Genomic DNA, 17,696 nt, shown 5'->3' with positions numbered 1-17,696 from the left:
GGGGCGGCCATGCATGTCATCCACTTCGCCTTCGAGTGCGGCGGGTTCGACAACCGCCTGATGCGCGGCGGGCTGTCGCCGCTGGTGTGGAACCTCTCGCGGGAGTACGCGGCACGCGGTCACCGCGTCTCGCTGGTCACCCCCGCCCACGGGCTCCTGGAAACGCTGCGGCACGACCACCCGATCGAGGAACTGCCCTACGTCCACGAGCACCATGTGCCGCTGGTGCCGGATCCCAAGGTGTGGCCGGACCACCCGGCCGAGATCGGCCTGGACCTCACCACCCGGGCCCACCGGCTGCGCAGGGACGGCGTGGACGTGTACTTCCTGTCCGACGCCTTCCTGGACCTGCTCCCCGACCGGCTGTATCCGCCGCCCGGCATGGAGGGCAGGGACCTCGCGCACTTCAAGCCGCTGGTGTTCCAGGTCGCGGGCGCCCACTTCGTCCAGCGGTACCTGAGGGACGGGGAGGCCGTGGTCCACGGCTTCGAGCCGTACTACCACTACCTGCTGCCGACGATCTTCGCCGGCGATCCGGCCCTGCGCACGGTGAGCACGGTGGCGGCCAACGCGCCCGTCGCGCAGGCGGTGTACCGCCCGCAGGTGGAACGGCTGCTGGGCGTGTTCGGCGTCGAAGCGGACCTGGACGCGTTCGCGGCGCCGCTGCCCGCCGAGGACAGCCCGGAGGCGACCATGGCGCGGGTCCTGGCCGGCACCCGGATGCACGTCGAGGCCGGCCCGGACCACATCGCGTTCCTGCCGATGATCCTGGCCCACGCCGATCTGGTCGACTTCGTCTCGCCGGGCCAGCGCGACCACTACAGCACCTTCCGGGACACACCGTTCGAGTCGCTGTTCCAGGCCCTGCCGGTGTCGCGGATGCTGCGCGAGCGGGCGCCGAAGCTGTTCACCGGGGGCTGCGGGATATCCGACAGCTGGCTGGCACGGGATCCGCGCGCGGTGGACCGTGAGGCGGTCCTGCGGGGCCTGGGGCTCGACGCGTCGCTGCCGGTCTTCTACCACGCCGCCCGCTACGCGGTGCATCACAAGGGGCAGTTGGAGCTGGTCCGGGCCGTGGAGGAGGTCCTGGCGGGCGGTACCGAAGCCGTGTTCGTACTGCGTTTCGCGACCAACGGTGGCGGGCGGACGGCACCGGCCGCCAACGCCTACTTCCAAAGTGTCGCCGACCGGTTCCCGGGCCGCGTGCACCTGGACTGGCGGCTGGCCGACGAGGACACCTTGTTCGAGCAGGCGGCGTGTGCCGACTTCTGTGTGTTCCCCTCCAAGTTCGAGCTGGACGGCTTCCTCATCGCCCAGGCCGAGGCGATGGCGTGCGGCGCGGTGCCGATCGCGACCGCGCAGAGCGTCACCGCGCACTTCGGGCACGCGCTGCCGGCGGACGACCCGCGGGCGACCGGCCTGTCGCTGCCCGGCTCGTTCCGCGACGACGATCCCGCCCTGGCCGCGTCGCTCGCCGAGCGCATACGCCAGGCCGTGGCACTGCGGCGCACGGCCCCCGGCGACTACGCCCGGCTGTCGGCCAACGCCCGCGCCACGGCCCGCCGGTTCACCTGGTCGCGCAGCGCGGACCTGCGCCTCGCGGCCTTCGAGGACCTGCTGCGCGACCGGCCCAGGCCTTTCCCCGTCAAGGACGCCGTCCGGTACGGCTGGTTCGATGCCCTGCCCGCCGAGGCGTGGTCCCGGCACCGGGAACTCGTCGCGCGGTCCGCCGCGGACCTGGGCGACACCGGGGCCTACGGGCGGTGCGCTCCCCTGGACGAGCGGGCGTACGAGCGGCTCTTCGAAACCGCGTACGCCCGCGCCGACTTCGTGCGGTGCGCCGAGACCGCCCGCGCGGCCGGACGGGACGACTGGGCGGCCCGGGTGCGCGGACGGTACCGGGTGCTGCCGGACGCCACGGGCGGCCGGGTGCTGGAGTACCGGCACCCGCACGCGCGGCACGTGGAACTCGCGGTCCCCGGCACCGCCGCCCCGGCCACGGGCCTGGAGTCGCGGGCCGAGGCCGTCGCCTCCGACGAGGCCGTGCCCGCGGACAGCGGCATGGTGCTGACGGCGCTGGCTCCGGTCGGGGACGGCGTGTTCCGGGGCGCGCTGCCCGGCTCCCCCGCCGGACGCGGGCCGCTGGTCATGCTGACCCTGGACTCCGGGCGGGTCACCTGGGACACCCTGCCCGGCGACGGGCTCGCGGACCGCCCGGCCTTCCGGCTGGTGGCGACCGACCTCGACGGCACCCTGCTGCGCGACGACCAGACCGTCTCCGAGCGCACCCTGCGCGCCCTCGCCCGGGTGGCCGAGGCCGGGGCCCGGCACCTCGTGGTCACCGGAAGACCCGCCGCGGCCTGCAAGCAGTACCTGGCCGCACTCGGCTACCGGGGGCTCGCCGTGTGCGGGCAGGGCGCTCAGCTCTACGACGCCGGAGCCGACCGGCTGCTCAGCTCGGCCTCGCTCGACCTCGGCCTCGCCCAGGAGGTGGTGGAACGCGTCGAGGCGGTGCTGGGGCCCCTGGAGCTGGGGGTCGTGACGGCGCCGCCGGAGAGCCGGTTCAAGGTCACCCCCCGGTTCGGCGAACGCGTCCGGCACGGCTGGGACGTCACGGCCGACCGCGGCCTGCTGTGGACGGACCCCATCGACAAGCTCGTCCTGCACCACACGAGCGTCCCGGAGGACGAGGTGGAGTCCGTGGCGCGGACGCTGTGCGGGGACCGGGTCACCGTGGTGCACTCGGTGCGGGGCATGGTGGAGGTGTTGCCGGCGGGCACCACCAAGGCGGCCGGGGTGGAGCGGGCCGCGCGGCTGCTCGGCTGCGACGCGGCCGAGACCGTCGCGTTCGGTGACATGCCGAACGACATACCGCTGCTGGCCTGGGCCGGGCACGGGGTGGCCGTCGCCAACGCCCACCCGGCGCTGCGGGCCATGGCCGACGAGATCGCGCCCGGCAACGACGAGGACGGTGTCGCCGTCGTCCTGGAACGCCTCTTCGGCACCCCTGAGGAGCCGTCATGACCGACGCCCTGCGCGCGTTGGCCCGCGCCCACCGCATCGCCACCGCCTACACCACCGACCGGGGGCAGCGGGTGGCGGTGTCCCCCGACACCCTCGTGGCCGTACTCGCCGCGTGCGGTGTCGACGCGGCCACCGGCGCGGCGGCCCGCGCCGCCCTCGCCGCCCACCGTGAACGTACGGCGGCCCGGTCGCTGCCCGACTGCGTCGTCGTACGCGGCGGCGCCGTACCCCCGCTCGGACTGCCCGGGAACGCCACCGCCGAGGTGGAGTTGGAAGGAGGGGGCACCGCCGCCCTGTCCGGCCCGCTGCCCGTCGGCCGGCACACCCTGCACGTCACCGCGCCGGGGCGGAGCGAGTCGGCGCCGCTCCTCGCCGTACCGGAACGGCTGCCCGTGCCGGCGGCACGGCACTGGGGGTTCCTCGTCCAGCTGTACTCGGTGCTCTCGCGCCGCTCCTGGGGCATGGGCGACCTCGGTGACCTGGCGGAGCTGGCGGCATGGTCGGGTCGCGCGCTCGGGGCGGACTTCGTGCAGCTCGGTCCGCTGCACGCGATGGAGCCCGGTCCGCTGCCGGACCCGTCGCCGTACCGGCCCGGCTCCCGGCGGTACCCCGACCCCATGCACCTGAGGGTGGAGGCGATCCCGGAGTACGCCTACCTCGCGGGAGAGCCGCGCCGCGTCGCCGACGGGTGTCTCGCCCGGGCCCGGGCCCTCAACGAGGGCGTGCTGCGCGGGGAGCTGCTCATCGACCGGGAGACGGTGCGCCTGCTCAAGCACGAGGCGCTGCGGGCCGTGCGCCGGGTGCCGCTCTCCCCCGGACGGGCCGCCGCGTTCGCCGCGTTCACCGCGCGGGAGGGCCAGGACCTGACGGACTTCGCCACCTGGTGCGCGCTGGCGGACGTGCACGGCGGGGCGTGGCGTTCCTGGCCGGCCGGGCTGCGGGACCCGCGCTCGCCCACCGTGGCCCGCGCCCGCGAGGAGCTGGCCGCCGAGGTGGACTTCCACCGCTGGCTGGCCTGGATCACCGACGAACAGCTGGCCGCGGCGCAGCGGGCGGCCATCGACGCCGGCATGGAGATCGGCCTGATCCACGACCTGGCCGTCGGGGTGGCCCCGGAGGGTGCCGACGCGTGGGCCCTCCAGGACTGTCTGGCCGCGGGCATGAGCGTGGGCGCGCCCCCGGACGACTTCAATCCGCACGGCCAGGACTGGGGGCAGCCCCCCTGGCGTCCGGACGGGCTGGTCGCGTCCGGGTACCGGCCGCCGGCCGCGCTGCTGCGGGCCGGGTTGCGGCACGCGGGCGCGCTGCGCGTCGACCATGTGATGGGCCTGTTCCGGCTGTGGTGGGTGCCGGAGGGCCGGCCGCCGTCCGAGGGCACGTACGTCCGCTACGACGGCGAGGCCATGCTGGGCGTGCTGATGCTGGAGGCGCACCGTGCGGGGGCCGCCGTGATCGGCGAGGACCTCGGCACGGTCGAGGACGGGGTGCGCGAGTCCCTGGCCGCGCGGGGCGTCCTCGGCACGTCCGTGCAGCGTTTCGAGTACCTCGGGGGCTCGGCGGGCCGGCACGGTCCGCTGCCGCCCGAGCGGTGGCGGCGCGACTGCCTCGCCACCCTGACCACGCACGACCTGCCGCCGACCGCGGCCTGGCTGAGCGGCGAGCATGTCGCGCTGCGCGCCCGCCTGGACCTGCTCACGCGCCCGGAGGCGGAGGAGAAGGCCGCGGCCACGGCCGAGCGCGACGGCTGGCTGGCGGAGCTGGAGCGGCTCGGCCTGCTGCCCGACCCGGAGGGCGAAGTGGTCGCGCTGCACCGTTTCCTGTGCCGGACACCGGCGCGGCTGCTCGGTGTCTGGCTGCCCGACGCGACCGGCGACCGCCGGTCCCAGAACATCCCGGGCACGTCCGCGGTGTACCCCAACTGGAGGCTGCCCGTGAGCGACGCCCAGGACCGTCCCGTACCGCTGGAGGACCTGCCCGGACAGCCCCTCGTGGCCGCTGTGTCCCGGGTGTTCGGGCACCTCTCGCGGCAGGGGGAGACCACGTGAGGAGAGAGATGACAAGCCAGGTTCTCGACCGGGTCGGGCATCCGCCGGCAGGGGTCCGCGAGGATTCCGGCGGTTTCGACCTGAGCGCGCCGGACGGCACCCGGTACCGGGTCGACCTCGGCTCCGGAGTGCTCGACCCGGACAACACGCTGCTCGCCGGCCACCTGGGGGAGCGCCGGGTCGTGGCCTTCGTCAGCCGGACCGTCGACCGGCTCTACGGCGACCGGCTGCGCGCCTACCTGGAGGCCCATGTCCGGCCCGGCCAGTGGTCCTTGCACGTGATACCCACCGGTGAGCACCACAAGACCCTCGCCGCGGTGGAGCACGTGTGCGCCCTCGCCAAGGCGGACGGGCTGGACCGGCACGGGGTGATGCTCGCCGTGGGCGGTGGCATCGTGGCCGATGTCATCGGCTTCGCCGCGTCCATCTACGCCCGGGGCATCCGCTACATCAAGGTCAACACGACCCTGGTCGGCCAGGTGGACGTCGGGGTCGGGGTCAAGACCGGGGTGAACGCGCTGCGGACGAAGAACATGTTCGGCGCCTACCATCCGGCGCACGCCTCCCTGAACGACCCCGCCTTCCTCGCGACGCTGCCGCACCGGGAGATCCGCTGCGGGCTCGCCGAGATCGTGAAGATGGCGGTGATCCTGGACGAGGACCTGTTCCAGGCGCTGGAACGGCACCCGGACGCCTTCCGGCGCCCGCACGGCGCCGGTGACGGTGACGGCGCGCACCATTCCCACGGGGAGCTGGAGACCTACATCCTGCGCACGTCGATGCGGCTGATGATGGAGGAACTCTGCCCCAACCTCCGGGAACACGAGCTGGCCCGGCTCGTCGACTTCGGCCACACCTTCAGCCCGGTGGTGGAGACGGCCGGCGACCACCGACTGGAACACGGCGAGGCGGTCGCCGTCGACATGGCGCTCTCCGCCCATCTGGCCCGCCTGCTCGGTCTCGCGGACGAGGAGACCTGCGACCGCGTGGTCCGGCTGCTGCGGCGGATCGGGCTGCCGGTGTTCGATCCCGGCACCTGCACCCCGGAGCTGATGACGCAGGCGCTGCGTGCCTCCTGGCAGCGCCGAGGCCGCAAACTGCACCTCGTGGTGCCGACCGGGATCGGCAAGGCGGCCTTCGTGGAGGAGCTGGAGGACGTTCCCGCGGACGTCCTGACGGCCGCGCTCACGGCACTGGCGGCGGACGGGGGCCGGCGCGATGCCTGAGACGGTGGTCAACCTGCGGGACCTGCTGGCCGGCAAGGAGCGGGACCACGGCGGTCTCGGCACGATCCTCGCCCACCGCGTCTTCGCCCGCCGTCCCGGCTCCCCGGGCGCGGAGTTCATCGACCTGGCGGTGCTGCCGCCGGGCACCTCGATCGGCCGGCACCGGCACGGCGCCGACCGCGAGACCTACATCGTGCTGGACGGCGACGGCCTGATGTACCTCGACGGCGAGGAGTTCCGGGTCGGTCCCGGTGACGTGATCGTCAACGGGCCCTATGGCGAGCACGGGCTGCTCAACGACGGTGAACGACAGCTGCGGCTGCTGGTCTTCGAGGAGGGGACGCCGTGAGCGGCGGGCCGGCCGACGAGATGTTCACCGTGGTCGACGTGGGCGGCACCACGCTGCGGGTGGGCGACTACGACCCCGCGACCGGGGCCGTGCACCGGGTGCGCCGGGTGCCCGTCGACGGCATGCACCGCGATCCGGGCGCCCCGGTGGCGGTGCTCCAGCGGCGGGTGGTGGACCAGATCGCGCGCGAGGTCGCCGCGCACACGGGCGGACGGCCGCCGCGGGCGCTGGGTGTGGCCTTCGCCGGGCCGATCACGGCCGCCGGTCTGGTGCTCGCCGCGCCCACCGTCTGGGGACGGCGCGGGGATCCGCTGCCGCTGGGCGAGTTGCTGACGGAACGGACCGGCACGCCGGCCGTCGTCGTCAACGACCTGACCGCGGCGGCCTGGCGGTACGCCGCGACCGAGCCCGGGGACTTCTGCCTGCTCACCATCAGTTCGGGCATCGGCAACAAGGTGTTCCGCGGGGGCGAGGTGCTGCTGGACGCCGACGGCCACGGCGGCGAGCTGGGCCACTGGGTGTGCGACCCGTCCCCCGACGCGCCGCTGTGCGACTGCGGGGGCCGTGGGCACCTCGGCGCCATCGCCTCCGGGCGGGGCGTGCTGGCGGCGACGCGCCGGGCGGCGCACGCGCGGCGGTCCGCTTTCCGGGACTCCCGGCTCGCGGCGGCGTGCGGCGGCCGGGCGGACCGCGTCGACAACCGGGCGATCGCGGCGGCGGTCCGCGCCGGCGACCCGTTCACCACGGAGGTGCTGCGCGGCACCCTGACCCCGCTGGCCCAGGCGGTGTCCGGGGTGTTCGCGTCAATCGGGGTGTGCCGTTACATCCTGATGGGCGGCTTCGCCCTGGCGGTCGGTGAGCCGTACCGGCGCCTGCTGGTCGCCGAGTTGGCGCGGCTGGGCTGCTTCGGTCTCGGTCCCGGGCAGATCGACGCCATGGTGTCGCTCGGGGTCGCCGACGACGACCACGGGCTGATCGGCGCGGGCCGGCTGCTGGCGGACCGGATGCCGGCGCGGTTCTCCCGGGGGGCGTCGTGACCGGGCCGGTCCTCGTCGTGGGCAGCGGTCTGGTGGGCACCGGGATCGCCCGGCGGCTGGCTGCGGAGCACCCTGTGACACTCGCCTCGCGCCGCCCTCCGCCGGTGCCGCCGACGGCCTACGGGGCGCACTGGACGGCCCTGGACGCCACCGACGCCACGGCCTGCCGGCGGTTGCTGGACCGGCTGCGTCCCGAGGGCATCGTCCTGGTGCACGGCCCGTCCGACGTCACCTGGTGCGAGGCCCACCCGGAGGAGGCCCGGGCCGCGCACGTCACCGTCGCGGAGACCTTCGCCGGCCTGGCGCCGGACACCCGGATCGTGATGATCTCCACCGACAACGTCTTCGACGGCGGCTCGCCGGACAACACCGAGAGCAGCCCCGTCTCCCCGGCCAACGCCTACGGCCGGGCGAAGGCGGAGGCGGAGCGGGCGCTGCTCGCCACGGCGGCCCGGGCGGTGGCCCTGCGGGTCAGCCTCGTCTACGGCCACGAGCCGGCGGACGCGGGCAAGTGGCTGAACTTCTTCGCCGCGTGCGCCCACCGGCTGCGGCACGGGCAGCGGATCGAGGCCCCGGACGACCACTGGACGACACCGGTGCTCCTGGACGACGTGGCGGATGTGACGGCGGCCCTGCTGCGCGCCGGGCACCCGCTGCCCCCGGTGCTGCACCTGGGCGGACCCGACCGGCTCACCCGTGCCGAGTGGGCCGCCGTCATCGCCCGGCAGCTGGGGGCGCCCGCGGACCTGGTGACTCCGGTACCGCGGGCCCTGACCCGCTATGCCTCCCGTCCGGTGAACGCCTGCCTCACCAGTGAGCTGCTGGCGACCCTGCCCGCCACCGGGCGGATCGCCCTCCGGGGGGTGCGCGAGGGAGCGCGCCTGCTGGCACCCGCGTTCGCCGGAACCCCGGCCGTCTGAGATCCCGTACCCGCAAGGAGCCCCGTGGCCACCGCACCCACCCGTTTCCGGCATGCCCGGCTGTATCTCACCTTCCGCTGCAACTCCCGCTGCGGGTACTGCAATGTCTGGCAGGACCCCGTCTTCGACGGCCACCGGGAGCTGACCGCCGACGGGCTGCGGCGCTGTCTCGACGAACTCGCGGACCTGGGCGTCACCTACCTCGACATCACCGGTGGCGAACCGTCCCTGCACCGGGAGCTGGTCACGGCGGTGCGGCACGCCCGCGACCTGGGCATGACGGTGGAACTCACCACCAACGCCATCCGGTTCGCGCCGCTCGCCACCGAGATCGTCCCGTACGTCGACACGCTGAACATCTCCCTGGACACGCTCAGCGCCGAGCGGTACCACCGCATCCGGGGCACCGACACCCTGGACCGCACCGTCGCCCTGGTGGAGGGCCTGCGGGCCGAGGGGGCGGACAACCTAAAGCTGATCTGCGTGGTGACCGACCGCAACGCCGACGAGGTGGAGGACGTGGTCGCCTACGCGCAGCGGCACCGGGTCACCGTCTATCTCGCGCCGATGTTCAGCTACTTCGCGGCGCAGAGCGAGGTGCGCCCGGCCGGCTCGGTACGGATGCTCAAGCTGGCCGCCGTCAACGGAAGGTCCGCTGCGGCCACGGCGACGGAGGCGCCCGCCCGGGCCCCGTCGACGGTGCTGCTGCGCCGGGTCGCGGAGCAGCGGTACGCGCCGTACACGCTGGTGAACCTGGCCTTCCTGCACCATCTGCGGACGCTGTCCCCGGCGAGCGTGACCGCGTGCGGGGCCGACTCCCGGATCCTCACCGTCGGTCCGGACGGCCGGGTCATGCTGCCCTGCTATCACGAGTGGGACGCCTCGCTCCCCTGGGAACGGCCGTACCGGGAACTGGTGCGGGACCCGGAGCTGGTCCGGGTGCGGGACGAGGAGGTGGGACACCGTCCCGCCTGCCGCACCTGCGCGGTCTTCCCGTACCTGGGGCTGCCGATGAGCCACCGGCTCACCACCCCGTTCCTGCTCCAGGCGTTCTCCCGAGAGGTGGACCGGCTCAAACCGTACGCGGCGGCGCTGACGCCCGAGCGGCGTGCGGCGCTGCTCGAACGGAGCGACGCGCTGCTGGCGGAGCTGGAGCGGGTGTCGGCGCCGCTGCGGGCCGGAGAGCACCTGGACGAGCTGTACCACTTCGAGGCGGCGGACACCGGCGTGCGCACCGGCCTGGCGCGGGAACCGGTGCGGGTGGAGGAACTGCTCGCGGACCACGCTTACGACGACTGCTGGCAGGTCCAGCGGACCCCGCATCGCGTCGTCCGGCTGCTGTACACGGAGATCCTGCCCGCCCTGGCCGCCCTGGCCGGGGACCGGCGCGGCCCGGCACGGGGGCCGGCGCTCGCCTTGGACGTACTGGACGCCCATCTCGACTGCTGGCGCGTCCTGTTGGCGCTGCTGCCCGGGGGCGAGGCGCCGGACCTCACCGTACGGCGGCGGCTGGCGGACTGGTGCGCGCGGGCCGGGCAGGTCCTCGCCGGCCGTCCCGCGGCGTCGGCGCTGGCCCTGCTGGCGAGCCTGAGCGCGCTGCCCGCCGCGGAGATCGCCTCCTGGGGCTCGCCCCGGGGACACGCAGAGGAACCCCTCGTGGTCAAGCTGCTGTGCTCGCTGGCGGGCCCGGAGCGCCGCGTGGAGCTGGCGCCCCTGTTCGCACCGGAGTTCACGCCCGCGCTGACGGGAGAGCCGGTGGCCGGATCGGTGCCGGTGCCGGACGCCGGGCCGCCGGCGGCGTCCGAGCGGGTGCCGACGCCGGAGGAGGCGCGCGCCGGCCACGGGCTGGAGCGCTTCGTGGCCGCGCTGCGCGGGGCGGACACCGGTGCGCTGCGCACGGCGCTGCGGCGCTGGACGGCGGCGGCGGACCCGGTGACGGCTCCGGACATCGCACGGCGCCTGCTCCTCGCCGAACTCGGCGCCGGCCCCCGGTGATCCCGCCTCTCCCGCACGGCGGTCCACGCCTCCCCGTACCCCGTACCCCCTACCTCGTATCCCCACCCGATCTCTCAGCGGAGCGACCATGACCATCCCGTCCCTTGCGTCCGGCTACGACGTCGTCATCCTCGGCGGCGGAGTGGCCGGCTGCGTACTGGCGGCACGCCTGAGCGAGGACCCCGGCCGCACCGTGTGCCTCGTGGAGGCGGGCCCCGACTACGGCGCCCGGCAGGAGGACTGGCCCGGGAAGATCCTCGACTCCCGTGCCCTGCCACGCGAGAACGTGTGGGAACGGCACACCGAGTCCTACCGCATCCGGGCCCGTGTCCTCGGCGGCTCCTCGTGCGTCAACGGCGCCTGGAACACCTGGGGTTCGCACGCCGACCACGCGGAGTGGACCCGTGCCGGCGGTGACCACTGGTCGGCCGGCGCGCTGGAGCCGTACCGGCTGCGGGCCGTGGAGCGGATGGGGCTGCGCACCGTACCGGACTCCGAACTGTCCGCCTGGGCCTCGGCCGCCCTGGTGGCGGCGCGCGAACTCGGCTACCCGGAGGTGGACATGGGCACCCCGGGCCGGCCCGGCCACGGCCGGCCGCTGCTCAACTCCGTGGACGGGCTGCGCTGGAACGCCGCCTTCGCCTACCTGGACCCGGCGACCCGGTCGCGGCCGAACCTGACGATCCTCGCCGGCGCCCTGGTGGACCGCCTGTCCTTGCGCGGGGGCCGGGTGACCGGTGCGCACGTCGTCCTGGACGGGCGGCCGGTGACGCTGACGGCCGGCACCTGTGTCCTGGCGTCCGGCACCTTCGGCTCCCCCGCCGTGCTGCTGCGCAGCGGCATCGGCCCCGCCGCCCACCTGGAGCGGACCGGCATCCGCTGCGCGGCGGACCTCCCCGGTGTCGGCGCCAACCTGTCCGACCAGCCGGGGATCTTCGTCCCCCTGTCCCCCACGGACGGACTGAACAGGGCGCTGGCGGCCAAGGAGGCGGCCGGGGAGCTGTATGTCAGCCGGATGCTGATCCGGGCGGCCAGCGAGTTCTGCCCGGACGGGGCGTGGGACCTGCATCTCCTGCCCACGGCCGGCCCGCCGCTGTTCGGCTCGCTCCCGCCCGGCCAGTACGAGGCCGGTGTCTCCGCCTTCCTGATGAAGCCGGTCTCGCGCGGGCACGTCCGGCTGCGCTCGGCCGACCCCGAGGAGCCCCCCGAGATCGCCCCCGCCTTCCTGTCCGACCCGGCGGGCCGGGACCTCGCCGTCGTCCGGTCGGGGCTGCGGAAGGCCGAGGAACTCGCCACGGCCATGAAGCCGCTGGCGGGCCCCGCCGACTCGGTACCGGCGCACACGCTGCCCGACGACCTCCTGCGGGCCCGGGTGGGCACCTACTGGCACCCGGTGGGTACCTGTGCCATGGGACCGGCGGACGATCCGCGGTCCGTGGTCGACGGGCAGGGCGCCGTGCACGGTGTGGCGGGGCTGCGCGTCGCCGACGCCTCCATCCTGCCGACGGTGCCCGCCGCCAACACCCAGCTGCCGGTGCTGGCCGTCGCCGAGATGCTCGCCGACACCCTCCGCGCCTGACCGCCCCTCCACCACGGGAGACCGACATGACGGCAGAGACCGACATCCGCGCGCACAAGCTGCTGTACGGCTGCATGGGGCTCGGCGGCGGCTGGGACACCGAGCCGTACACGGCCGACGACATCCGGCGCGCCGAGGCCGCGATCGAGGCGGCGCTGTCCGCCGGGATCACGGCCTTCGACCACGCGGACATCTACAAGTACGGCAAGTCGGAGGCGGTCTTCGGCGAGGTGCTGGCCCGCAGCCCCGGCTTGCGGCAGCGCATCGTCGTGCAGACCAAGTGCGGCATCCGGCTGCCCGAGGGCGACCGGCCCGGACTCTACGACCTGCGGGGCGCCGCCATCGTACGGCGGGTCGAGGAGAGCCTGTCCCGGCTGCGCACGGACGTCCTGGACGTCCTCCTCCTGCACCGTCCCGACCCGCTGACCGATCCCGGGGAGATCGCCGCGGCACTGGACTCCCTGCACGCCCAGAGACTGGTCCGGCAGTTCGGCGTGTCCAACATGAGCGGCCCGCAGATCGCCGCGCTGCGAGCCCATACGGACCTCCCGCTGGTGGTCAACCAGCTCGAGATGAGCCTGGCCCGGCGGGACTGGGTGGAGGCGGGCGTCCTGTTCAACACGTCCGACGCCGCCCGGCTCGGCTTCGCGCCCGGCACGCTGGAGTGGTGTGCGGCGAACGGCGTCCGGCTCCAGGCATGGGGGCCGCTCGCCCGGGGCCGCTTCACCTCGGGCGCGGACACGCGGGCGAGCCGGCTGGTCGCGGAGCTCGCCCGGCGCAAGGACACCACCCCGGAGACCATCCTCCTGTGGTGGCTGCGACGCCACCCGGCGGGCATCGCCCCCGTCATCGGCACCACCCGCCCCGAACGGATCAGCGCCTGCGCGGACGCGGCCCGCCGCGAACCGGACCTCACGCACGAGGAGTGGTACGACCTGTGGACCGCCGCGCGTGAGGCTCCCCTGCCCTGAAAGCAGGACGTGTCGCCTCTCTCGTGGGTCGTCCACGTCAGGCCCGTGGGCGCGCTGTCATCCGGATGCCGTCGCGGGCCCACAGTACGAAGCGTTCCGTTGGCGTCACTTCGTGCCCCGGCGCGGGGCTGAAGCGCAGGCGTTTGAGGAGGACGGCCAGGACGAGCTGGGCCTCGACCGTGGCCAGGGCGGCGCCCTCGCAGCCGCGGGGACCGATCCCGAAGGGGATGTACGCGAGGCGGGGCCGCTTGGCGACCTCTCGGGGCGTGAAGCGTTCGGGGTCGAACCGTTGCGGATCGGGCCAGTACTCGGGGTTCAGGTGTACCGCCCAGAAGGGGTAGAACACGGTCGTCCCGGCGGGGATCCGGTACGGGCCCAGGGTGAGGTCTTCCGTCGTCTCGCGCGCGCCGTACGGGCCGGGCGGGAACAGGCGCATCGACTCTTTGAGCACCCTGTCCAGATACGGGAGCCGTCGCAGGTCGCCGTAGTCGGGCGCGGCGCGGTCGCCGAGGACCTGGTCCAGTTCGGCGGCGACGCGGTCGGCCGCGTCGGGGTGTCGGCCCAGCAGGTGCAGTGTCCAGGAGACGGCGACGCCGGTGGTGTGGTGGGCGGCGAGGAGCGTGACCATGACGGTGTCCCGGATGCGCGCCGGGCTCTGCCCGGCTTCGATGAGCGCCCCGATCAGGTCGCTGCGGTCGGCACGGCCGTCCGGGCGGTGCGCCGCCACCACGCGGTCGACCGTCGCGCGCAGGTAGGCGAGCGCCGCGTCGGCCCGCCGTGCCGAGCGGGGGTCGGTCCGCGGCACCTGGTATAGCCGGCCGAGGTGCTCGGTGAGTACCTCTTCGAACGCGGTGACGACACGGTCCGCGTCCGTGCCGGCGTCCGCGCCGCCGAGCGCGAACTCGCAGATCATGCGGAGCGAGAGGGCGGTCAACTCCTGCTGCAGTTCCACGGGTTCGCCGTCGGGCTGTCCGGCCCAGCGGTCCGCGAGTTCCCGTGCCAGGCCGGTGAAGTGTGCGAAGTGCCGCTCGTGGGCCGGGCGGCCGGCGAGCACGGAGAGCAGCAGGCGGCGCCAGGGGGTGTGCTCGTCGGCGGGGAGCACTTGCAGATTGCCCGCCTCACACAACGGCTCCAGGAAGGTGAACAGTTTCTCGGGCCGCTTGTCGATGTGCGCCGTGGCCTCAAGGAGCACGGGATCGGCGACCGACACGGCCTCGCCCACGCCCGGCAGCTGGAAGCGTACGACGGGGCCGTAGATGTCGTGCAGGCCCAAGGGGTAGCGGTGCAGACCGCCGGCGGCCGCGACGGCACGCACCCCGCCGTCCTCCTGGTGGTCGGGACCGGGAATGCGCATGCTCGTGCCTCCTGTCGGGGGTGCGCGCAAGTCTGGTCCAGGTGTGCGCCGGTGTCACGTTCCCCGCGGACTCGCCCCCCGGCACGTGCCCGCGGCCGTCGACCTCAGATGTGCGGCTCGGGGGGAAAGCCCGTCCAGCGTAGCTCGGTGGGCAGGTGGCTCATGTCGTTGGAGACGAGGACGGAGGCGGGTCGACCGGGCGCGTAGCGGATGACCGTGAGTGCCGCGTTGCAGTGGTTGAGGCCGAGCCAACGCCACTTGGGTGCGTGCAGGGCGTCCCGGACGAGCCAGGCGACCAGGAAGTTGTGGGTGACGACGAGTTCGTACCGGTCCTCCTCGCCCGCCACCGGCCCGGTGAACAGCTCCAGGGCCTGACGGGCCAGCGCGGGGCCACGGCTCCGCTCCTCGTCGGTGGCTCCCTCGAGGAAGCGGAGACAGAAGTCGGCCGATTCGGCCGGCAGCTCGTCCTTCTCGGGTATGTAGGGCACGTAGTCACCGGCGACTTCCGAGACGTGCAAGGGAACGCACTTCAGTTGGTCGCCGATCAGGCGTGCGGTCTGTTCCGCCCGCGGGAGAGGACCGTGGTGAACAGCCGTGAAGCGGACGTCCCGGAGGCGCCGGCCGAGCAGTGCGGCTTGCCGTCGGCCACCCTCTGTCAACCCGCTCTCGTCCGGTAGTGCCTCGCCGTGCCGGGCGACATAGAGGTAACGGGTCGCCGTGCCGGTCATCTCGAGCTCCTCTGCGCCACTGGCGAGCTTTCCGCGGTGCCTGTTCCCGAGACGCTGACGCGGTAGCGTCGGCTCCCGTGATCGTATGGCTGAACGGTACCCATGGCGCGGGCAAGACCACGACCAGTGCGCTCCTGCCGCGACTGATCCCGGGTTCGCGGGTGTTCGATGCCGAGAAGGTCGGCGAGACACTCATGGACATCACGCCGGGGCTGCCCGCGACGGACAACTTCCAGCACCGGCCGCCGTGGCGGTCGCTCGTGGTCGAGACCGCGCGCCGGGTCCTCGACTACACCGGCGGCACCTTGATCGTGCCCATGACCGTCCTGGTCGAGCAGTACTGGCGCGAGATCAGCTCGGGCCTTGCCCGGCACGCCATTCCGGTACGGCACTTCGTCCTCCATGCCGATAAGGACACCCTCCGCGCGCGCATCGCGGGCGACACGGTCCTCGGTCCCGACTCCCCGTTCCGTCTGCGCCACCTCGCCCCTTACGCCGAAGCGGCCCGCACATGGCTGCACGCCGAGGCCGAGGTCGTCGACACCACGCACCTCACGCCCGCCCAGGCCGCCGCGCGGATCGCGCGGGCCGTCGAAAGCTGAGCACGACGGCCCGCGGATCCCCAGGACCGGGTACCGGATCCCGGTGAGTAACGCCCGCGCGGGCAGGGGAGTCGGCTGCCGCCGCCCGGGCCGGGTACCGGGCGGCGGCGGTGTGCGGGTGGTCAGGCGGTCGCCGGCACCGGCGCGGAGCGCTCGGCTTCCCAGAGCCACTCGATCAGTGAGGTGCGGGCCCGCGCGACCCGTGAGCGCACCGTGCCCACCGGGCAACCGCTCACGTCGGCCGCCGCCGCGTAGGGAAGTCCGAGCAGCTGCGTGAGGACGAACGCTTCACGGCGGTCGACGGGGAGCGTGTCCAGCAGGTCGGCGAGGGCGATGCCGTCGTCGAAGCCGGGCAGTCCGCGTGGCTGGGCGCGTTCGGCGGCCGACTGCCAGTCGCCGGTGCCGGACAGGCGGGGGCGGGTCGAGTTGTGGCGGATGCTGTCGATCAGCGTGCGGCGGGCGATGGACAGCAGCCAGGTGCGGGCCGACGAGCGGCCCTCGAAGCGGTGCAGGCTGCCCAGGGCCCGTAGGAACGTGTCCTGGGTCAGGTCGTCGGCGGTGTGGGGGTCGGCTCCGAGGAACGTCACATAGCGGTGGACGTCCCGGTGCAGGGCGCGGACGAACAGGTCGACGGCATCGGGGTCGCCGCCGCGGGCGGCGAGTGCCCAGGCCGTGATCGCATCGTCTTGCGGGCGTCGGTCCGCGGCTTCGCGTGGTGTGGTCAGGGCAGGAGTGAGCACCTTGCTGTCTCTCCTTCTCGGGAATCCGGGCGCGCCGGCCCCACGGCGGGCGCGCACAGGGCGGCGCGCGGGGCACAGCGGCACCGGTGAAAGGGGTGAGCGGCCGGGCGCGCGAGCGCGCGGCCGAGGCCCGAGGCGAGGACCCGGCGACTCGTCGTCTTCGCCGACGGTCCCGGGAATCCGGCTGGTGTACGGCCTCGGGGAGCCGGCTGTCGTCAGGCGACAGCGCACCCCGCCGGCGGCCCCCGGGAGGTGACCGCTCGGGTGAGAAGGAGCCGCCGCAGCGTGCCGTCCGAACGGCCCCGGCGGGCGCGCAGGCGTGACCGGTAGGGCGGCACGGGCAGCCGGAGGAGCAGGCGCAGCGGAGCGACGAGCCACCCGGCGAGGGCCCGCAGGATGCGGAACGCGGCCCGCTCACCGTAAGCCAGCCACAGGCCGCACAGCAGCGCGGCCAGCAGGTGGGCGGTGAGCATACCGGCCGAGGACATGCCGAACATGCCGGACATACCGTGGCCGGAAGCGTGCGAGGCCCCCATGTGGTCCATCGACCCCATGGAGTGCGTGCCGCCCATGGAGTGCGTGCCGCCCGTTGTGTGCCCCATGGAGGCCATAAACGACGGCATGCCACCGTGCCGCGCGCCGGGACCCGGCGGTGGACCACCCAGCAGACAGCCCAGCCACCGCCGGCCGAGCGACCCGGCGTCCGGGGCGTGGGGGTGAACGGCTGCCTGGGTGAGCGCGAACGAGGCGTGGAGTACGGCCTGGGCGGCGACCGCGAGGGAGCCGACGGCGGTCACCCCGCGCTCCCGTCCGGCCAGCAGCCAGGCCGTGCCGCCGGTCACCGCCGCGCCCGCGGCCATGGCCCACCAGGGCACGGCGGTTCCCGACATCATGACGTGGCCCAGGGAGGCGAGCAGCACGCAGACGGCCGCGAACACGGCGGCCCTGAGCGTGCGGGAACACCACCCGGCCCTCATGCGCCTCATCCTCGCAGCCCGGGCCGCACGGGTCACGCGAGGGTGGGCCCGCGCCGTCCGCCGTCCGGGTTCGCCACATCGTCCCGCGCGGGAACTCACCGGCCGTCCCCAACGACCACTCCCCCGGGGGCGGTTCACGGACCGCTCGC

Annotated in this window: 14 protein-coding genes; 10 read left to right on the top strand and 4 right to left on the bottom strand. The window is 74.3% G+C overall.

Features of this window, described 5'->3' with window-relative positions; genetic code table 11:
- The first annotated feature begins 9 nt into the window (after nucleotides 1-9).
- The 9 genes from IH25_RS43050 to IH25_RS0132440 all read left to right on the top strand — a co-directional run bounded on the left by IH25_RS43050 (nucleotide 10) and on the right by IH25_RS0132440 (nucleotide 13,146).
- Nucleotides 10-3,024: a Cof-type HAD-IIB family hydrolase gene (locus tag IH25_RS43050; RefSeq protein ID WP_342447392.1), complete on the top strand. Its 3,015-nt coding sequence runs from the start codon at nucleotides 10-12 to the stop codon at nucleotides 3,022-3,024.
- Nucleotides 3,021-5,069, top strand: coding sequence for a 4-alpha-glucanotransferase (gene malQ / locus IH25_RS0132475; protein ID WP_037656072.1), 2,049 nt, complete (start codon nucleotides 3,021-3,023; stop codon nucleotides 5,067-5,069). The genes IH25_RS43050 and malQ overlap by 4 nt, the downstream gene beginning before the upstream one ends.
- Before the next feature lie 8 nt (nucleotides 5,070-5,077).
- Complete coding sequence (locus tag IH25_RS0132470) at nucleotides 5,078-6,295, top strand: sedoheptulose 7-phosphate cyclase (protein WP_037656069.1); 1,218 nt, start codon at nucleotides 5,078-5,080, stop codon at nucleotides 6,293-6,295.
- On the top strand, nucleotides 6,288-6,644 hold the full coding sequence (locus tag IH25_RS0132465; protein ID WP_051754305.1) for a cupin domain-containing protein: 357 nt from the start codon (nucleotides 6,288-6,290) through the stop codon (nucleotides 6,642-6,644). The genes IH25_RS0132470 and IH25_RS0132465 overlap by 8 nt, the downstream gene beginning before the upstream one ends.
- Nucleotides 6,641-7,681 carry an ROK family protein gene (locus tag IH25_RS0132460; protein WP_245172954.1) on the top strand — a complete coding sequence of 347 codons (1,041 nt, stop codon included), beginning with the start codon at nucleotides 6,641-6,643 and terminating at the stop codon, nucleotides 7,679-7,681. Before IH25_RS0132465 ends, IH25_RS0132460 begins: the two co-directional genes overlap by 4 nt.
- Nucleotides 7,678-8,601 (top strand): SDR family oxidoreductase, encoded by a 924-nt coding sequence (locus IH25_RS0132455; protein ID WP_030618970.1) that lies wholly within the window; start codon nucleotides 7,678-7,680, stop codon nucleotides 8,599-8,601. The genes IH25_RS0132460 and IH25_RS0132455 overlap by 4 nt, the downstream gene beginning before the upstream one ends.
- Before the next feature lie 24 nt (nucleotides 8,602-8,625).
- The gene (locus tag IH25_RS38755) at nucleotides 8,626-10,596 is read left to right on the top strand and encodes a radical SAM protein (protein ID WP_030618966.1); all 1,971 of its coding nucleotides are present in this window, start codon (nucleotides 8,626-8,628) and stop codon (nucleotides 10,594-10,596) included.
- An 88-nt stretch (nucleotides 10,597-10,684) separates the two neighbouring features.
- On the top strand, nucleotides 10,685-12,175 hold the full coding sequence (locus IH25_RS38750) for a GMC family oxidoreductase (RefSeq protein ID WP_051754303.1): 1,491 nt from the start codon (nucleotides 10,685-10,687) through the stop codon (nucleotides 12,173-12,175).
- A gap of 26 nt (nucleotides 12,176-12,201) precedes the next feature.
- Nucleotides 12,202-13,146: an aldo/keto reductase gene (locus IH25_RS0132440; RefSeq protein ID WP_030618960.1), complete on the top strand. Its 945-nt coding sequence runs from the start codon at nucleotides 12,202-12,204 to the stop codon at nucleotides 13,144-13,146.
- Nucleotides 13,147-13,183: 37 nt separating this feature from the next.
- On the opposite strand, the gene IH25_RS0132435 is transcribed toward IH25_RS0132440, so the two are convergent.
- Entirely contained in the window at nucleotides 13,184-14,500 is a 1,317-nt protein-coding gene (locus tag IH25_RS0132435) for a cytochrome P450 (protein WP_030618958.1), read from the bottom strand.
- Between the two features lie 104 nt (nucleotides 14,501-14,604).
- Nucleotides 14,605-15,228 (bottom strand): histidine phosphatase family protein, encoded by a 624-nt coding sequence (locus IH25_RS0132430; RefSeq protein ID WP_030618956.1) that lies wholly within the window; start codon nucleotides 15,226-15,228, stop codon nucleotides 14,605-14,607.
- Between the two features lie 77 nt (nucleotides 15,229-15,305).
- On the opposite strand from IH25_RS0132430, the gene IH25_RS0132425 reads away from it, so the two are divergent.
- Nucleotides 15,306-15,830, top strand: coding sequence for an AAA family ATPase (locus tag IH25_RS0132425; RefSeq protein WP_030618953.1), 525 nt, complete (start codon nucleotides 15,306-15,308; stop codon nucleotides 15,828-15,830).
- A 122-nt stretch (nucleotides 15,831-15,952) separates the two neighbouring features.
- Here IH25_RS0132425 and IH25_RS0132420 read toward each other — a convergent pair whose 3' ends face one another.
- The gene (locus IH25_RS0132420) at nucleotides 15,953-16,570 is read right to left on the bottom strand and encodes a sigma-70 family RNA polymerase sigma factor (RefSeq protein WP_030618951.1); all 618 of its coding nucleotides are present in this window, start codon (nucleotides 16,568-16,570) and stop codon (nucleotides 15,953-15,955) included.
- Between the two features lie 215 nt (nucleotides 16,571-16,785).
- Nucleotides 16,786-17,547 carry a hypothetical protein gene (locus tag IH25_RS0132415; RefSeq protein WP_078844537.1) on the bottom strand — a complete coding sequence of 254 codons (762 nt, stop codon included), beginning with the start codon at nucleotides 17,545-17,547 and terminating at the stop codon, nucleotides 16,786-16,788.
- Between the last annotated feature and the right edge of the window lie 149 nt (nucleotides 17,548-17,696).

Origin of the sequence: Streptomyces achromogenes subsp. achromogenes (genome assembly GCF_000720835.1) — a bacterium.
Classification (GTDB): Bacteria; Actinomycetota; Actinomycetes; order Streptomycetales; family Streptomycetaceae; genus Streptomyces; species Streptomyces achromogenes.
This window is presented reverse-complemented; position numbering and strand designations above follow the sequence as displayed.